The organism is Candidatus Doudnabacteria bacterium (assembly GCA_037200925.1).
Taxonomy (GTDB): Bacteria; Patescibacteriota; Doudnabacteria; order UBA920; family O2-02-FULL-48-8; genus JBDTSL01.
The window spans coordinates 682,206-698,204 of sequence record JBBCGO010000001.1; the positions used below are offsets into that span (position 1 = coordinate 682,206).

The following is a 15,999-nucleotide window of genomic DNA, read 5'->3' on the forward strand; positions in this document are numbered from 1 at the left end:
CAAATTTCAAGCCCCGTAGCCTGCAAGCGGAGATGAACTTCAGTAGAGATCGCCCACAGGGCGGATCTCGCCACATAATTTTTTATCGGGCGGTATGATCCGCTCTGTACCCAATAACCTTCAAAGATACAGAGCCTAAAGAATGAGGCTTTTTTTGTTGCCCGGTTTCCTGTATACTTTATTTATATGAACCAAACACTGATCAAAGAAAACAAAGCCAAGCTTCTGGACGAACAAAAGCGCATCCAGACGATCCTGAACCGCGACACTGTGCCTGATTCGGAAATTCCGGGCGGACGCAGGCCGAAGTATGATGAGGTCGGAACCAGGGAAAGCGAGAGCGCGCATGAGTCCGAACAATTCGGCAACGACCTTTCGGTCACTGAAGATCTGGATGTGCGCTTAAAAAAAGTGGTGGCTGCTCTGCAAAGAATTGCCGACAATACTTACGGCAAGTGCTTGGTCGGCGGAGAAGATATCGACGAAGCGCGCCTTAGGGCAGAACCCGCTGCCGAAACCTGCATCAAACATGCAAAGTAATGCATAAGAAAATTTTTGCGTTAATTGTCGTTGACCAGATCACGAAACTGATTTTCAGCCCTCGTGATTTTTTTGTGGGTTTCATGCATGTGCACTTGGTAAAAAATTACGGCTTGGGATTTTCTTTGAATTTCGGCCTGCTGCCGAATTTGATCATTGTAGCGGCAGCACTAATATTTTTTTTGTATTATTATTTTTCTCATCAGGCCGAACTGTCATGGCGGGGAAAAATTGTTTTTGTACTGATCTTTGCAGGTGCCATTTCCAATATCATTGACCGGCTGTACTTAGGATACGTCCGGGATTTTCTGGATCTGGGTTTGGGATTTACATTTAACTTAGCGGACGCGTTCGTTGTCATCGGGTTGATAATTATAATATTTACGCAATCAAAGCCAAAGGATATAATAGAAATATGAAATATATTTTAGGGATTGATGTCGGCGGCACCAAGATCGCCTCGGGCTTAGTGGATGAAAACCTGAAAGTAATGGATGTGACGGTTTCGCAAACTTCTCAAACAGACCTGCTGGGTCAATTGTTTGATCTGATAAGCACTTACGATAAATTTGAAGCAGTCGGCCTTGGCATGCCGGGGCAGGTTTTGACTGACGGCACAGTTATCAAGCTGCCGAATATCAAAAATTTCGAATCGGCCAATATTAAGCAAATATTGGAAAAAAGATTCAAATTAGAGGCAACTGTCATAAATGATGCCAAAGCTTTTGCGTTAGCCGAAGCTATAGCGGGAGCCGGCAAAAAGTTTGATGTTGTCGCCGGAGTTGTTTTAGGAACAGGGATAGGGGTGGGCCTCATAAGCGACAAAAGGGTTTACTTTGGCAAAGACGGCATTGCCGGAGAAATGGAGCATATTGTGCTGTTGGACGGAAAAATGCTCCGGGATCATCGGCACAATGCCGGCCAGTTCAAAACAGCAGCCGAAACCAAGAAGTATCTAAAAACCATTTTGGATACAGTCGTATTAAGCTGGAACCCCGATATCATTGTTTTGGGAGGGGGCTGGTCTAAACTTTCAGGTATGGCTGAAATGGCCAATAAATTGACGGTCAATGTCGGCGGATATAAGAACAAAACGCCGGTCAAGATCTCCAAAATGGCAAATCCCGGCGTTCTGGGTGCGGCCTTAAGCGTGTTGAATCAATAGCTGAAACAGAATATAATAATGCGACGAGCGCGCGTAGCTCAGCGGTAGAGCAGATGTCTTATACACATCGGGTCCTAGGTTCGAATCCTAGCGCGCGCACCAAATAAGTTCGTCCGGTCATTCGACCGGACGCCCGATCGGATGATCGGGCGAGTCCAGGCAGGCGCACCAAAAGTTCTGTGGATAAAGCCGAAAGGCTTTTTAATTTTGCCCAAAATAAAGCCTCTTGACACTAGGTGAACGTTCGTATACCATTAAGTTCAGGAGGGATGAGGCGAAGAAACTGGTGTTATTTCACCGCCGCCGAAGTAATACTGGTTTCTTCGAACCCCTTCTCAAAACCATATGAATGAACTTACTCCAAAGCAAAAACAATTATTAGACCTATTGACCCATGAAATCCAAGATACAGGCCTTCCTCCGTCTATTTCGGAGATCGCCAAAAGCCTCAAAGTTAAATCTAAAAACGCAGTGGCAAAACTGCTCCGGATTCTGGAAGATAAAGGATATATCCGCAGATCGCATAAGGCTCGGGGAATAGAAGTTTTAAATCCGGACGGTGAACCGATGGGTCTGGGCACAATAAGCCTGCCTGTGATCGGGCGCATTACCGCAGGATTGCCCATGCTGGCTGAGGAACAGATAGAAGACTGGCTGAACCTGCCGGTGAGCATGGTTCGCGGGCGCAAGGATGTATTTTTACTGAAAGTTATGGGCATGAGCATGAAGGATGCGGGAATTCTAAACGGAGACCTGGTGATCGTGAAGCAGCAGAAGATCGCGGACATCAATGATATTGTGGTTGCCCTCCTGGAAGACGAAGCAACGGTCAAGCGTCTGGTAAAAAAAGACAATAAGTTTTATTTGAAAGCGGAGAATAAAGATTATCCAAATATATACCCTGAGCACGAATGGTCGATCCAGGGCAAAGTAATCGGAGTAATAAGAAGGTTGGAGTAATTATGAGCGAATTTGAGAAACAAAAATTCCAGGTCTTGGACCAATTGAAGGGTCTTTGCGCCCATTGCGCGAATGAAGTGACTCATAGCTGTAAGCTGCAAAATATAATGCACGAGCTTGACAGTCTTTCTGGGATCCCTTTGATCGTCAACGACCGGTTCAACGGATTGCTCCTGACCAATTAAATATATGCAAGAATTTGCGCCAGCGTTATTTTCCACCAGGGTCAGCAATGGCCGCCGAACTTTCTTCTTTGACGTCAAGAATACGAAAGAGGCCAAACCGTATATCAAGATCACGGAATCATCCATCAGTAAGGATGGAGAAAAGAAGAAAAGTTATATGACAATCTTTGACAGCGAAATGAACGATTTTCGCCAAGCTGTGGACGAGGTCATGGGTTTTGTGAACCAAGCCAAATAACGAAAAGCCCTGACCAACAGTCGGGGCTTTTATTAATAAAATGACAACTAAAGTTTTTTCAGCCGCCTTGGTGGGATTAAGCGCCGATGTAGTGGAAGTGGAAGTTGATATTTCTTCGGGCCTTCCGGCTACGATCGTCGTCGGACTTCCGGACACGGCCGTGCAGGAAGCCCGCGAACGCGTGAAGTCCGCGATCAAGAATTCCAGCGCGATATTTCCGCGCAACCGCGTGGCTATCAATCTGGCGCCGGCTGACGTGCCGAAGAACGGCACACATTACGATCTGCCGATCGCGCTATCAGTGCTTTTAAATTCCGGACAAGTATTTTTTGAACCAAAAGATAAACTATTTCTCGGGGAATTAGCTCTAGACGGCAATTTAAGGCCGGTTTCAGGCGTCTTGCCTATTTTGCTTATGGCCAGAGAAAAAGGATTTAAACAAGTGTTTATTCCCAAAGCGAACAGCCGTGAAGCAAGCTTGGTCACCGATATTGAGATCATTCCTATAAAAAGTTTATACGAGGTAGTGGGATTTTTGCAGGGTTTGATCAAGCTTGAATCGGTAAAATCTGCAGATTGGCAGAAAATATTGCAGATGCCGGAAGCAACATTTGATATGCAGCTGATCAAGGGGCAAGAAGTTGCCAAGCGGGCGCTTGAAATTGCAGCGGCCGGCGGGCATAATATTCTGCTGTCAGGACCTCCGGGCACAGGCAAGACATTATTGGCGAAAGCCCTGCCATCCATATTACCGAAACTTACCGTGGACGAAGTTCTGGAAATTACCAAGATCTACAGCATAGCCGGCTTGCTTGGCGCGAATAAAACCCTGATAACATTGCGCCCATTCCGCAGCCCGCATCATACGACTTCCGGGGTGGCTCTGGTTGGAGGAGGGACCAATCCCAAGCCGGGTGAGATTTCGCTGTCGCACCGCGGTGTTTTGTTCTTGGATGAATTTCCGGAATTTTCGCGGAATGTTTTGGAAAATTTGCGGCAGCCTTTGGAGGACGGGTTAGTGACCGTTGCGCGCGCGCATGCCACTGTTACTTTCCCGGCACAATTTACTTTGGTGGCTGCGCAAAATCCGTGTCCTTGCGGATACTACTCTGATCCGACCAAAAGCTGCATCTGCACACCGGGGCAGATCATGAAGTATCACAAGAAAATCTCAGGACCCCTGCTTGACCGGATCGATCTGCATGTGGAGGTGGGGAGGATCGAATATGACAAACTTTCGGCTGAAGAAGGCGGAGAGGCTTCAGACCACATTCAGGAAAGGGTCCAAAAAGCCCGTGACGTTCAAACCAGCAGATTTAAAAATTTATCAGAAATTAAAACAAATTCTGAAATGACCATTCGCGAGATAAAGGAATATTGCGGATTAGGATCGGCAGAACAGAATTTTATGAAAACCGCGGTCATTAAAATGTATTTATCAGCCCGTTCATATCACAGGATCTTGAAACTTGCCCGAACCATCGCTGATCTGGCCGGGGAAGCGGATATCGCCATGAATCATTTGGCCGAAGCGTTGCAATACCGTCCGCAGGTGGAGTAGAATGTATGGGCAATGTCTATTACTAAAAAGGTTCGCAAAGCTGTAATTCCCGCGGCCGGATTCGGTACGCGGTTTTTGCCGGCCACCAAAGCCCAGCCTAAGGAAATGTTGCCCATTGTTGATAAACCGATCATTCAATATGTTGTTGAAGATGCGGTTTCGGCAGGAATCGAAGATGTAATTATTGTTACCGGTTGGTCAAAGCGAAATATCGAGGACCATTTTGATTATCCGTTTGAATTGGAAAAAAGATTGCAAGAAACGGGCAAGACCCAAGAACTGGAAGAAATAAGAAGAATTGCCAACTTGGCCAACTTCACTTACCTTCGACAAAAAGGTCCTTTGGGAACCGGGACTGCTATTTTGAACGCCAAGCATTTGATCGGCGATGAGCCGTTCATGGTATTGTGGGGGGATGATTTTGTGGAAGCAAGTCCAACCCGCGGTCAGCAGCTGGTCAGCGCTTATGAAAAATTAGGAGGCAGTGCTGTTTTATCCGCTATCCGCGCCGATAAAGAAGAGGATTACAAGCGCTATGGGTATGCTACCGGTACCAAGTTGAGTCCCGAAGTTTTGAAGATCAGAACAACTGTAGAAAAGCCCGGTAAGGGTAAAATTGATTCGGACCTTGCCATCATTGGCGGTGCGATTTATGGGCCGGAGATGTTTGAGGCGTTGGAGGAAGCGCTTCGGCGATGGATAAAAGAAAATACCACAAAGGAATTTCTTTATATAGATGCCCTGAATGTAATGCTTGAACAAAATAAAGATTGCTATGCTTTAGAAATCAAAAATGGCAAGTATTATGACTGCGGCAATAAGCTCGAATATCTGAAAGCCGTGGTGGAATTCGGTTTAAAGCACGATGATCTGAGTGCAGAGTTCAGGGAGTATTTGAAAGAGCTTAAACTTCCGTAGTTTGCCTTTTTACTCATATTATTGTAAAATAAATTCAGGTCATAAAAATACCAGAAACAAAACATGGAAAAAAAATACTACATCATAGGCGGGGTTTTGGTTTTACTCCTCATTCTGGGAGGTGTCTTGTTTTTTACATCCGGCTCCAAACCCGCCCCTACCAATAATGGAAAAATCGAACTGGTTTGGTGGAAGACCTTTGAGGATACGGAAAATGTCCAGGATTTTATCAATGATTATCAAACCACACATAAAAACGTCTCTATAACTTTCGTAAAAAAAGACCCTTCGACTTACGAACAGGATCTGGTCAATGCGATCGCCGCAGGCAACGGTCCTGATATTTTTTCCATTCACAATGACTGGCTGGCCAAGCACTCGGATAAGATTGCGCCCGCTCCTGATAATTTGATCAGCCTGAGGACATATAGTGATAATTTTGTGGATGTGGCCTCATCAGATTTTGTGGAGGATAATAAGATCTATGCGATCCCGCTGTCAGTGGATTTGCTGGCGCTTTATTACAACAAGGATATTTTAGGTTCAGCCGGTATTGCCCAGCCTCCCGCGACCTGGCCGGAACTGGTCAGCGATGTGGAGAAAATCACCAAGGTGGCCCAGCCCGGCGTCTTTAGCCGGTCAGGCGTGGCAATGGGTACCTCCGGCAATGTCAGCCGCGCCGTAGATATTTTAAACCTGCTCATGATCCAAAACGGCACTAAGTTTTATTCCGATGATTTGAATACGGCGACTTTCGACCAGCAGCAGAATTTACCCGGTAGCAGCGAAGGATTTAATCCGGGCGCCACAGCTTTGGCTTTCTATACCCAGTTTGCCGACCCGTCAAAAGTTTCTTACACTTGGAATTCAAAATCCGACTACAGCATTGACGCCTTTACCCAAGGCAAGGTCGCCATGATGCTCGGCTACCAGTATATGGAGCCGATGATCCGGTCAAAGTCGCCGAACCTGAATTGGGGCGTGTCCGCAGTTCCTCAGGTCAGCGATCAGGCTACAAAAGTTAATTTTGCGAATTATTGGGGCGAAGCGGTTTCCAAATCTTCAAAGAATACGGCTGCTGCCTGGGATTTTTTGAATTTTATTTCCAGCAACGCGGAGCTGACCAAATATTATGCCAAGCATCAGCTCGTGGCCTCGCGAAAAGATATGTTGCCCCAGCAAGTACCGGATACGGATATCGGCGTGTTTGCGGAAAATGCCCTGACCGCCAGAAGTGTTTACAAGAAAGATGCCAACTTGTTCGAGAGCGTGTTTCTCAAAATGATTGACGATGTGATCCTGCGGAATTTTCAGCCGCAGGATGCCCTGAACAATGCCGCCCAGCAGATCAATCTGGATTTGCAAAATAAATAGGTTTTTGGTATAATACCGGCAACACTTAAAGCTTTAGATGAAAGAAAATCAAAAGACAAAAATTGCTATTCTGGTTTTTTTTGTTTTAGTAACTTTGGCTGTGACGGCCCGACCGGTTCATGCAGATATCGGATTAGTTCAATGCGGACAAACTGATAGTGCGGGAGTAGTCACGAACCCGTGCGATTTCCAGGACTTGGTCGTGCTTTTGATCCGGGTGATCAATCTGCTTCTGGGTTTTTCTTGGCTGGTGGCGACATTTTTTGTTTTTTGGGGCGCTTATAAGATGATCTCTGCATTCGGGAACTCTGAAGGCATTGCCAACGGTAAAGAAACTTTGCGCCAGGCACTTGTCGGATTTTTTTTAGTGCTGGTCGCTTTTGTTCTGCTTAATTTCGTTGTAGCTTCCTTTACCGGCTACAATTTTAATTTTAGCGGGAGTGATTCAAAGAGCATTATTAAGTTTTTGCCCTAACGTAATTGATGAAATTCAGAAAACAAGTTTTAATACCTCTTATCGTCTTTGGTCTATTTACAGCTTTCATGGTCTCTGCCCAGGGGCACTGTCAGCCGGGCCAGCCTGCTTCCGGCGCGCTTTGCAATCCGATAGCCGGAGCCACGACTCTTAAAGAGCTTGCCCTTAAGATTTTAATCGTTTTTGCCGGCTTTACCACTTTAATTCCGATCATGGCCGTGGTCTTTGCGGGTTTCCAAATGCTGATCTCCCAGGGCAACCCGGAGAGCATCCAGAAGGCTAAGCAAACCCTGACCTGGACGATCTACGGTTTTGTACTGGCGATTTGTTCCTATATAATAATTGCGGCAACCATAAAATTTCTGGGAGCGGAGAATCTCAATCAGATTGATCCGAATTCGCCGGCCCCGACCGTGGTTAATCCTTTGGGAAGCGCAGATTTTACGGTATTTTTGAAAAACCTCCTCCTTAACTTTTTGGGGATCGTCGGGGTGCTCGCAATTTTGATGATCATATTTAACGGTTTTCGCTACATGACGGCCGGCGGCAATGAGGAGCAGACGACAATAGCCAAAGACGGATTAAAGTGGTCGGTTGCCGGGGTCATCACTATTGTTCTGGCTTATGTGATCATTCGCGCGACCGCGACTCTTTTTGGATTAAAATAATAAATTAATTTATGAGAAAATTTTTGGCAAAAAATCTACACAAGTTATCGGCAGCTGTTTTAAGTTTCCTGTTGTTTCATGCGCCTGTGGTTTTTGCCCAGCAAATCAGCAATCCTGCCCCTGACTACTTTACCACAGGCCCAGGCACCGATTTTAAAAGCATTATTTTGTTTTTCATCAAGGGAGCTTTGGGAATAGCCGGACTTCTGGCCGTGGCTTTTGTCATTTACGGTGGTTTCCAGTATATAACCTCGGGCGGGAACGAAGAACAGGCGGAAGCTGGCAGGAAAACCCTGACCAATGCTATAATAGGAGTAGTGATAGTTGTCCTATCTTATGTGATCGTAGCTGTTATATCAAATGCCTTAGCAAAAGTATAAAAAGGTCGAACTCAAGTCTTCTTGACCCTCTCGGCGGGTGCTCGAGGTCAACCCTGAGCGATTAGCCGAATGGGTTGACGAAAGCAATACTAAATATTAAAATATAATTAATTAATAAAAACATTATGAAACAAATTTCCAATTGGTTCAAAAAGCTTTCGGTTATCCAGATAACTCAAATTTCCGCCATTGTGCTCACTTTTGTTTTTGCGCTGGCTCCTTTGGCTCTGGCCCAATACACGATCCCGAACTCTACCGGCGGATTGCCGAACAACTCAAACTTTACGAGCATAATTTTGCAGGTCATTAATGTGGCTTTGGCCGTGGCCGGACTGATCGCGGTTTTGTTCCTGATCATCGGCGGCTTTCGTTACATCACTTCAGCCGGCAATGAAGAGACGGCGGAACAAGCCAGAAAGATCATCACCAATGCCATCATCGGTATCGTGGTCATCATTTTGTCGTTCGTCATCGTGCGCGTCATCTCCAACGCTTTGATCAACAACCAGGCATAAGAAATCAAACATGAAAAAAATTAACGGCCTATTACTTACATTATTCGGTTTGGCACTGCCGTTTTTAAGCCGCGCTGATTTGCTTAGCGGGGGTGATTGCCAGGTCGGTTTAGGGCAGGCTTGTACCACTTCCAGCGTACACCAATTAGTTATTGTTGTAATTGATATGCTGCTGGGAGTAGCCGGGCTTGTGGCGGTGCTGTTCATCATCATCGGCGGTTTCCAGTACATAACTTCAGCAGGAAACGAGGAACTGGCGGAACGGGGCAAGAAAAATTTACAGAATGCCGTTATCGGAATCGTGATTATTGTTCTGTCTTACGTAATAGTCAGAGTCGTGAGCACATTTTTCGGAGTTAACTGATCAGAAAATTACGAATAATATACAATAAAGAAACGGCCCGCTGATGGGCTGTTTTTTTATCAAAAAGAAGAGGCCAACTGTCAGCGACAGTTGGCCTTGTAGATTGGTCCGCGAGCTTATTTGTCCGCGGGTTTGATCTCGCCGCTCACGTCTTCTTGGAAGACATGAGTTTTGAGGTTATAGCGATCCCGTGCAGTGGAGAGCTTCTGCTCCTGCACGATGACCGGGGTTGCGTTGTGCTGGACCGCACGCGGCTGCAGCCAGAGCTGCCGGCCGAATGCCCTCGGATTCTCTGATCCATCCTCGAGGATGAACAGCAGAGTCACGGATTGGTCCGCGTTGATGGGCACCGTAACATCCGAGTCCCACCGGTTATTCCCTTCAGCAGCATCAACGATGACGAACTGCCTCGGGCAACCTTGGGTATCGTGGACGAGCGCGACGACCGAGACCTTCTCGAGAAACTTCTCGTCTCGGCCGCGCTTGCGACCCTTGAACTTGACTGAAGCCGTGTTCCAGCTGTTGTCCAAACGCCGCGACTGATCCCGGTGTGCCAGGTCTACAAAGTAGGGCAAACCGTTCCAGGTGTTGCCCATGTAGCCTGAGTAGGCAGACGGAACTTCGAGATCCACCGGCTTTGCATTCGGCAATTGCGCCTGAGTGTAGCCAAGCGGCTCGCACTTCGGAAGCCCGGCCGGTTGGCCATTTGCCTGGGTCAAGGGACGCGTCAGGTTATCCAGACTCGATTGTCTGGCCTGTTGAGCCCGCACCATCCCCGCAAGGTTTTCCCTCACGAGATCCGGATTGATCCGTAACGCCGTCTCCAGGTTGGAGCGGGACGTTGTAGTGCCGTTCGGCAGCGTCACGGTTCCGTCGGCCGCAACGGGCAGGCCGAGGAAGGTCGTGGATTGGGCAGGAGCGGGTGAGGTGCCGGTCGCCGCTTGCGCGAGGCGGATGTGCAGGACATTCTGGTCATCAAGCTGTGCAACGTACAAACCGGGCAGAAAGTTGCCGATTGCATTGGCGTCGCATTTTTCGATCTTGGCCGGCACTGCCAGCTTCTGATTTTGAATGCGCGCGCCTTGCTCGTAGACCACGCCGTTGAAACCGGCGCAAACTACTACAAAGTTCACAGCTTCGCCGATCGTAGTGGAGATAGTCTGTGGTTGTGCCGCGTGGCTGTTGACGGTGAGACCGAGAACGAACAGCGTGGACAGTGACAGTAAACGCTTCATGCAAATACCCTCCTTGGGCATTGGCCATTTAGGCCTGTGTTGTTGTGTTGTAAAGGCATACTAAACAGAGACGTTTAGTAATATATCAGTTTAGCATAAAAAGGGTGTTTTGTCAAGACCCTATGTCCAAAGCCCCGCAATATGCGGCAATTGGCTTATATTTTTGGCAAAAAGAAAAGGGTGCAGAAGCTGGTAAGCTTCATGCACCCTTTGAGTCCGAACCGGTCGTTCAGCCAAAGCGTGCTATTGGCACGCCTGGCTGGGAGCCGGTTGGTGATTGTACGAGTATCCTCCTGTATTGCCTCCTATAAGAGACTTGTTCTGGTTTACCTTCATTTCGATCCATCCCGTCTTGCCCACTTGCGCGGGACAGAACGTTTTGGCTGAGCCGATGAAGAACGGCTCAGTGCAATCGGTTGCCGTGTGACATACACGGCCGATCAGTGCCAGATGCAGTTGGTTGTCGTCCAACGGCAGAGGGAATCTTTCCAAGCCGTCAGCTTTCTTGATGCCGTCCGGTGTGGAAGTGAACTTCCCGACTCCGCTGTCTGTATCCACGTAGCCAGTGACTCCGTAGACCATCAGCGGACCTTCGAATACGATGTGCCCCTGCCACTGGGGATTCATGGCATTCACGAACATCGGCGCCTGCCTGATGGTTTTGCCATCCGCAGTCGCCAATGCTTCTTCGTAGGTTTGGCGAATCTCGTTCGCCTTCGCTGCCCGGGGGAGAACCGTGTCGCGCAGTTCCCGAGTGTTGACGTCGCCGTCTTTCTTGAACCCGGCGTTCATATCCGAATAGAGCTCCTTGCTCTTTCCGGCTGCGGTTGATGACGCAGTCTTGATCGCCGCTGTGGTCTTCTCCTGTTCCGCACGCTGCGGGGTCCAGGTGTTGGTGCGCCACAACCACCAGCCGACGCCGATCAGCAAGAACCAGAAGGCGCCGACGAATATCTTACGCATGTGATGACCCTCCTTTTCTTGTGACCATGAGCCCGATGCCCAATGCCACCACGAGCGCGATGGCGATCGGCAGCAGTGAGTCTTCGTCAGGCATTTCCCAGCCCATGTTCGGTACCTTGGGTTCGCCCTTGGCCACCGCTGCTTCCTGACGTTTGAGGAGAGCAAGCAACTCATCGAGCTGCTTCTGATCGGCGTCTTTGAGTCCGCCGTATTTGGTCTCCTGCTGCCGCCAGAAGTAGATTGAAGCGTTGGTCTTGTCGATCTCCGACAAGCCCAAATTCTGCAACCCTTCCTGGCGGTCAGACTGGTTCTTGATCAGCTGGTTTTCGTACTTGACGCGGTTCCAGCCGACATTGAGCCACCCGATCTGGGTGACCGTGATAACGATCGTTGCCGCGACGATGAACAACACCGCCGCGGTTCTTACCGACCACTTGATCCACGCTGGAACTGCTGCTCCTCTTCCCGTGTGCCAGAGAATGTCTGTCATCGGGAGAGCAAGAAGCAACAGAGCCAGGGCCTTGGGGCTGACCGGTATTGAAGCCGGCCAGAGGAATCCCAAGATCGCGAGGCCATAGAGTACGACTGCGGTCGTCGCTCCCCACGTTTTACCGAAGATCGAGGAGAACTTGAACAGCATGTACGCACACGTAGCGATCAGGGCAGCTTCCACTGCCAGGACCGTGAGGTTGCCGTAGGCAATGCCGATCACATTGATCAGCACTACGGCTACGAGCAACCAGCCGACGACGCGAAGCACTGTCGTGATCCAGTTGAGCGTTCCGCGAGCGGCGTTGCCCAGACTGATAGCGAGTCGGATCATCCAAGCCGGTACGGTGGCGAACATCCGCTGAACAAGCCAGATGAGCCCCTGCATTACAACGTACAGAACCTGAAGTACGAACCTGCGGATCCCGCCGATCAAGAGAATGATCGGCAGGACAGCGACGATGAGAATCAGAGTCGGTGTCATGTCACTTCTCCTTACGGCTTGATGCCTGTTTTGTTTTCGAGAGACGTGGCCCAGCGGTCGAGAAGACCCTTGGCCTTACTGTTGTCAATGCCGGTCGAGATGGCGGCTTCGGCGTTCTTGATCGCCGTTCCCGTCTTCTTGACACCGCTGACAACAGTGCCCATCGTTGTCTTGATCGTAGCGTGCGGCTGAGTCACGTCGAGGTCTTCGAGGTCTTTGAGCGCTTCATCCGTTGACATAGTTGCCAGGTACTTGAAGTAGACAACCGTATCATCCAGACTGTCCAAGCCACCGTGCGCGGCGGCGTGGAGGATGAAGTACTCCTGCTTCTGCTGGTCGGCGCGGAGAGCCTTGAGAATTGCTCTCACCGCGTCCTGCTCCGGCAGAGTCATTCGGGGATCCGCCAGAGCGCGTCGGAACACCTGAAAGGCGTCGCCCTTGCGGAAGTGAACCTGAATGTGCGGCGGGATGTTATCGAACGTGTTGCGCTTCAGATCCCGGAACAACAGGATCAGATCCGAGATATCTCCCGCCGGCTGAAGTGCTGCTTTGAGTGCTGCTAAAATTCCCATGTTGTCCTCTTGCGGCGTTATGGCCGCGTTGCGTTTTCCGGATGCCTGATGTACAAGGGTTCGTTGATAGAAACGTCGGGGTCGGTCGTGCAGTGGATAATTACCCGACCGCGGTGGTGCGGCTGGACGAAGAACACCTGCTCGGTGAATCGCCCATTCGCGTCCGTTGAAACGGTAATAGTCCTGCCACGCTGTGTCCCGATCTGGAGTTCGCCTTCACCCATGCCTTTGAGCGTGAGCTCGCAAGCGACATCAGACGCGTCGGGATCTTCTCCCGTACGTGTCTTGATCTTGAGGATGTTGGAAAATCCAGAATCTCCTTGTACGACTTCGGCGGTAATATGCTTGCAGGTCTTGAGAGGAGCTTGCGGTTCGGCCGGTGCCAACGGCTCTGTCGCCGGTGGCGGTTCGGGTTCAGTTGTTGCCGGCGGGACGACTTCCTTTCGTGTGACCGTGAAAGGTCCCTGCAACTTAGCCGGGAACTTGGTCAGACGAAAGTAGACAGTCGCTTCGCCGGGTTTGCTCGGACGAATCGGGACGATATCCTGTCCGTCTTCATCCGTGACGTTCCCGTACGAACGCGCGGTCTGTACTTGGTCAGACTCCACAGCTTCCAGCTCTGCGCTGCTAATGACTGTGTAGTCTGCCGGCACGCCTTCGGCATCTGGCCCATCTTCGGTCAGGGTCAGGACTTCGAAGGTTGTAAAGCCTTCGTTGTCGGTACCAGTCTCGAGCACCTTGATCGCTTTCGCGACCTTCGGCGGTTCGACTGGTTCGGAAGCAGGCGGCGCCGGTTCGTGAGTGTCGGTTGCGACGTTGCTGTCTGCGGGAGGAGCCGTAAGATTTGCTTCCAGAGTTGCTCCAAACGCTTCCAGCGAATCGCTGTACCACACACAAGAGTAGAGCCGTTCACCGATCTGCGCCTTGAGGCCCACTTGTTTGGTGTTGGGCTTGATAGGCAACAGGTAGGTGACGCTACCGATGACACTGTCGAGGTAGGTCGGTTTCTCGAACTTCTTGCCGTTGACGATCAACTGTACAGGAAGGTCGAGTACGGGTTGGGTTCCGCGGGCGATAAACACTTCAGCTATTAGTAGTGTCTTATCGGCTGCGAGTCGGGGTTTCCCCCACCAGACCCGTAAGGGCTTCGTGTCCGGCATCGGCGCAACAGGCGCCGGCGCCGGAATTGGTGCGGCGATCGGTGTAGTCGGTGCAGCAGCGATCACTCGTGCATTGTCTGTGTGCGGGCCTTTCGGCCGGTCGATCGAGTCGTACTCAACTCGCGTTCCGATGATCTTCATCTCAGGAGGAGTATGTCCTCTGATGCTGAAGTGAACGTCGGCTAAGCCGTCAGATGAACCGCCGTCGGGTCGAATAAACCCGTCGTGGCCACCTGAAGAGAATCGATTGACCGTTCCTGTACTACTCATTGTGCCTCCGGGCCCACTCACGCAATGCGCTGAGGAGCTGATGCTGATGTTGACGAACTGAACTGATGAACTGTTGATGTTGTTGTTAAAGCCGCCTTTTTATAGGCGACGATATAGAGATATTCTGTTTTCAAGGAGCTTCCGGCGCCTCATCTGAGGTACCGGAATCACCATGGAGGTGATTAAGTATGTTAGCATAAATGAGGTGTTTTGTCAATAGTATAAATCAAAAAGCCCAATATAAAGGCGTGAGTTAGTTATAGTATAAATTCTGTTAGAAAGTGATTATACCATAAATTGGTAATATATGTCAAATAGACGAATTAGTGACTTTAATTAAAAAAAGAGCCGTTCAGATGCTTTCGCAATCTGACGACTCTACATACTTATAGACAAACCTCCTTTGAGTTTGCTGCTATCGCCCGACAAGATGGGCGATAAGGAAGATCAACCACGAACCGATAACGATCGTGGATAATCTTGGATAGACGGCCCATCTCCATGACTGAGGTAATTTCCCGCGTCGCGAAAGATTAGCCGCACGCCCGGAAACGAATGCCAACCAGAAAGGCAAGGTCGCAAGCCACGGATTTTTTAACGCGACGCCGACGAGACCCGTGATTGTGAATACCACCGCGAACAGCACGTACAGATTAGTTGTTGCTGTCGCGGAGCTGGACGAACCCGCGTGACCTTTGAACCACTGACCGGCTTTGTGTGCTTTCTGGTTGAACGAACCGGCATGATTTTTTAACCACACACCGGCTTGCTGCGCTTTCTGGCTTGCGGCGTGCGTGCGCGGCCGATTGACTCTGACCGTTTCGTCGTGGATCGGCCTTCCCGTGGTTTCTTCCACAACGATGCGCAGCCGCCGTTCCACGACTGTGATCGGCACGCGAGTGTCGATCTGATCAAGATGGAAATAACCCGTCGCATCGGTGAGCACTCGGCTGACACCGGTCGGATGTCCGCCGCCGCTGTCCACGATGTCCGCCACGACAACGTTGACGGCAGGTACCGGCTGGTTGCGGCTGAATCGGTGAACTTCAATGACCTTGCCCATGAGATCCCTCTGGTACTCGGTACCGTTGGGCATGACCACGGTCGGTGTTTTTCCCCAAACGATCTTGTATCGACCCGCCAGTTGGGGAACGGGAGCGGCAACTGTAGGTGTTGCAACAGGCACAGGTGCGGGTTTGGTGACAGGCCGGAGATGGACAGGCAGAGGTTGGTGCGCTTCGTGAACGCGAACCAGTTCCAGCCGGAGTTCTTCCGCCGACTGGTATCGTCCGGCGGGATTTTCATCCGTTCCCTTGATGAGGACCGCCTGCAGCTCCACGTCCTGAACGAACGTGCGAATAGCATGCAGCTGGTCGGGCCGGGTGTCCGGGAAGTCCTTGGCGTTGGCAATCAGTGCCCAGAGAGAAGCGCACAAGCTCCCGATGTCTGTGGAGGCAGAGATCGGTTTTCCTTTCTGCAACTG

The 15,999-nt window shown here is 50.0% G+C and carries 20 protein-coding genes and 1 tRNA gene; 15 read left to right on the forward strand and 6 right to left on the reverse strand.

Annotated elements, in window-relative coordinates; all coding sequences use genetic code 11:
* The first annotated feature begins 186 nt into the window (after nucleotides 1-186).
* From WDN47_03975 to WDN47_04045, 15 genes are all read left to right on the forward strand, one after another.
* Nucleotides 187-540 (forward strand): TraR/DksA C4-type zinc finger protein, encoded by a 354-nt coding sequence (locus tag WDN47_03975; protein ID MEJ0021706.1) that lies wholly within the window; start codon nucleotides 187-189, stop codon nucleotides 538-540.
* On the forward strand, nucleotides 540-959 hold the full coding sequence (gene lspA / locus WDN47_03980; GenBank protein MEJ0021707.1) for a signal peptidase II: 420 nt from the start codon (nucleotides 540-542) through the stop codon (nucleotides 957-959). The genes WDN47_03975 and lspA overlap by 1 nt, the downstream gene beginning before the upstream one ends.
* The gene (locus WDN47_03985) at nucleotides 956-1,705 is read left to right on the forward strand and encodes an ROK family protein (GenBank protein ID MEJ0021708.1); all 750 of its coding nucleotides are present in this window, start codon (nucleotides 956-958) and stop codon (nucleotides 1,703-1,705) included. Before lspA ends, WDN47_03985 begins: the two co-directional genes overlap by 4 nt.
* 27 nt (nucleotides 1,706-1,732) lie before the next feature.
* A tRNA-Ile gene (locus WDN47_03990) sits at nucleotides 1,733-1,807 on the forward strand.
* Nucleotides 1,808-2,050: 243 nt separating this feature from the next.
* Nucleotides 2,051-2,665 (forward strand): transcriptional repressor LexA, encoded by a 615-nt coding sequence (gene lexA / locus WDN47_03995; protein ID MEJ0021709.1) that lies wholly within the window; start codon nucleotides 2,051-2,053, stop codon nucleotides 2,663-2,665.
* 2 nt (nucleotides 2,666-2,667) lie between these two features.
* Nucleotides 2,668-2,850, forward strand: a complete 183-nt coding sequence (locus tag WDN47_04000; protein MEJ0021710.1) for a hypothetical protein — start codon at nucleotides 2,668-2,670, stop codon at nucleotides 2,848-2,850.
* A gap of 4 nt (nucleotides 2,851-2,854) precedes the next feature.
* Nucleotides 2,855-3,088, forward strand: coding sequence for a DUF3276 family protein (locus WDN47_04005; protein MEJ0021711.1), 234 nt, complete (start codon nucleotides 2,855-2,857; stop codon nucleotides 3,086-3,088).
* A gap of 40 nt (nucleotides 3,089-3,128) precedes the next feature.
* Nucleotides 3,129-4,649 carry a YifB family Mg chelatase-like AAA ATPase gene (locus WDN47_04010; GenBank protein ID MEJ0021712.1) on the forward strand — a complete coding sequence of 507 codons (1,521 nt, stop codon included), beginning with the start codon at nucleotides 3,129-3,131 and terminating at the stop codon, nucleotides 4,647-4,649.
* A 12-nt stretch (nucleotides 4,650-4,661) separates the two neighbouring features.
* Complete coding sequence (locus WDN47_04015) at nucleotides 4,662-5,567, forward strand: UTP--glucose-1-phosphate uridylyltransferase (GenBank protein ID MEJ0021713.1); 906 nt, start codon at nucleotides 4,662-4,664, stop codon at nucleotides 5,565-5,567.
* Nucleotides 5,568-5,630: 63 nt separating this feature from the next.
* Nucleotides 5,631-6,941: an extracellular solute-binding protein gene (locus tag WDN47_04020; protein ID MEJ0021714.1), complete on the forward strand. Its 1,311-nt coding sequence runs from the start codon at nucleotides 5,631-5,633 to the stop codon at nucleotides 6,939-6,941.
* A gap of 37 nt (nucleotides 6,942-6,978) precedes the next feature.
* The gene (locus tag WDN47_04025; protein ID MEJ0021715.1) at nucleotides 6,979-7,416 is read left to right on the forward strand and encodes a pilin; all 438 of its coding nucleotides are present in this window, start codon (nucleotides 6,979-6,981) and stop codon (nucleotides 7,414-7,416) included.
* A gap of 8 nt (nucleotides 7,417-7,424) precedes the next feature.
* Nucleotides 7,425-8,084, forward strand: a complete 660-nt coding sequence (locus WDN47_04030; protein ID MEJ0021716.1) for a pilin — start codon at nucleotides 7,425-7,427, stop codon at nucleotides 8,082-8,084.
* 11 nt (nucleotides 8,085-8,095) lie between these two features.
* Entirely contained in the window at nucleotides 8,096-8,464 is a 369-nt protein-coding gene (locus tag WDN47_04035) for a pilin (GenBank protein MEJ0021717.1), read from the forward strand.
* Nucleotides 8,465-8,589: 125 nt separating this feature from the next.
* Nucleotides 8,590-8,979 carry a pilin gene (locus tag WDN47_04040; GenBank protein ID MEJ0021718.1) on the forward strand — a complete coding sequence of 130 codons (390 nt, stop codon included), beginning with the start codon at nucleotides 8,590-8,592 and terminating at the stop codon, nucleotides 8,977-8,979.
* Between the two features lie 10 nt (nucleotides 8,980-8,989).
* Complete coding sequence (locus WDN47_04045; protein MEJ0021719.1) at nucleotides 8,990-9,343, forward strand: pilin; 354 nt, start codon at nucleotides 8,990-8,992, stop codon at nucleotides 9,341-9,343.
* 116 nt (nucleotides 9,344-9,459) lie between these two features.
* Here the strand turns inward: WDN47_04045 and WDN47_04050 are convergent, their stop codons facing one another.
* From WDN47_04050 to WDN47_04075, 6 genes are all read right to left on the reverse strand, one after another.
* Nucleotides 9,460-10,578, reverse strand: a complete 1,119-nt coding sequence (locus WDN47_04050; protein ID MEJ0021720.1) for a hypothetical protein — start codon at nucleotides 10,576-10,578, stop codon at nucleotides 9,460-9,462.
* A 243-nt stretch (nucleotides 10,579-10,821) separates the two neighbouring features.
* On the reverse strand, nucleotides 10,822-11,541 hold the full coding sequence (locus tag WDN47_04055) for a hypothetical protein (protein ID MEJ0021721.1): 720 nt from the start codon (nucleotides 11,539-11,541) through the stop codon (nucleotides 10,822-10,824).
* Nucleotides 11,534-12,514: a hypothetical protein gene (locus WDN47_04060; GenBank protein MEJ0021722.1), complete on the reverse strand. Its 981-nt coding sequence runs from the start codon at nucleotides 12,512-12,514 to the stop codon at nucleotides 11,534-11,536. Before WDN47_04060 ends, WDN47_04055 begins: the two co-directional genes overlap by 8 nt.
* Before the next feature lie 11 nt (nucleotides 12,515-12,525).
* Nucleotides 12,526-13,086, reverse strand: coding sequence for a hypothetical protein (locus WDN47_04065; protein MEJ0021723.1), 561 nt, complete (start codon nucleotides 13,084-13,086; stop codon nucleotides 12,526-12,528).
* Between the two features lie 17 nt (nucleotides 13,087-13,103).
* A complete protein-coding gene (locus WDN47_04070) occupies nucleotides 13,104-14,516 on the reverse strand; it encodes a hypothetical protein (protein ID MEJ0021724.1) in 1,413 nt (470 codons plus the stop codon).
* A gap of 415 nt (nucleotides 14,517-14,931) precedes the next feature.
* Nucleotides 14,932-15,855, reverse strand: coding sequence for a hypothetical protein (locus tag WDN47_04075; GenBank protein MEJ0021725.1), 924 nt, complete (start codon nucleotides 15,853-15,855; stop codon nucleotides 14,932-14,934).
* Nucleotides 15,856-15,999: the final 144 nt, after the last annotated feature.